1 protein-coding gene is annotated in these 245 nt (G+C 34.7%); it reads left to right on the forward strand.

Going from position 1 to position 245, the window contains the following annotated elements; all coding sequences use genetic code 11:
• Nucleotides 1–245, forward strand: a 245-nt coding sequence (locus DAHG_RS18270) for a DDE-type integrase/transposase/recombinase (protein WP_034456221.1), incomplete at both ends; no start/stop codon positions are given.

A 245-nucleotide genomic window follows, 5' to 3' on the forward strand; every position in this document is an offset into this window, starting at 1 on the left:
AATGAGAAGACGCAACTGTACGATTACGAATAAAGCCGATCAGAAAGCAGAAAACCTTCTTCAACGTGAATTTGAAGCAAAGGCACCAAATGAAAAATGGACAACAGACGTAACAGAATTCAAAGTTCCTCATTCAGATGAGAAATTATATTTAAGTGCATTTTTAGATTTGTATGATCGTTCAATCATTGCATGGGTCATAAGCGATAGAAACGATAATCACCTCGTATTAGAAACATTGAAAA

Origin of the sequence: Dielma fastidiosa, assembly GCF_000313565.1 — a bacterium.
GTDB classification, from domain to species: domain Bacteria; phylum Bacillota_I; class Bacilli_A; order Erysipelotrichales; family Erysipelotrichaceae; genus Dielma; species Dielma fastidiosa.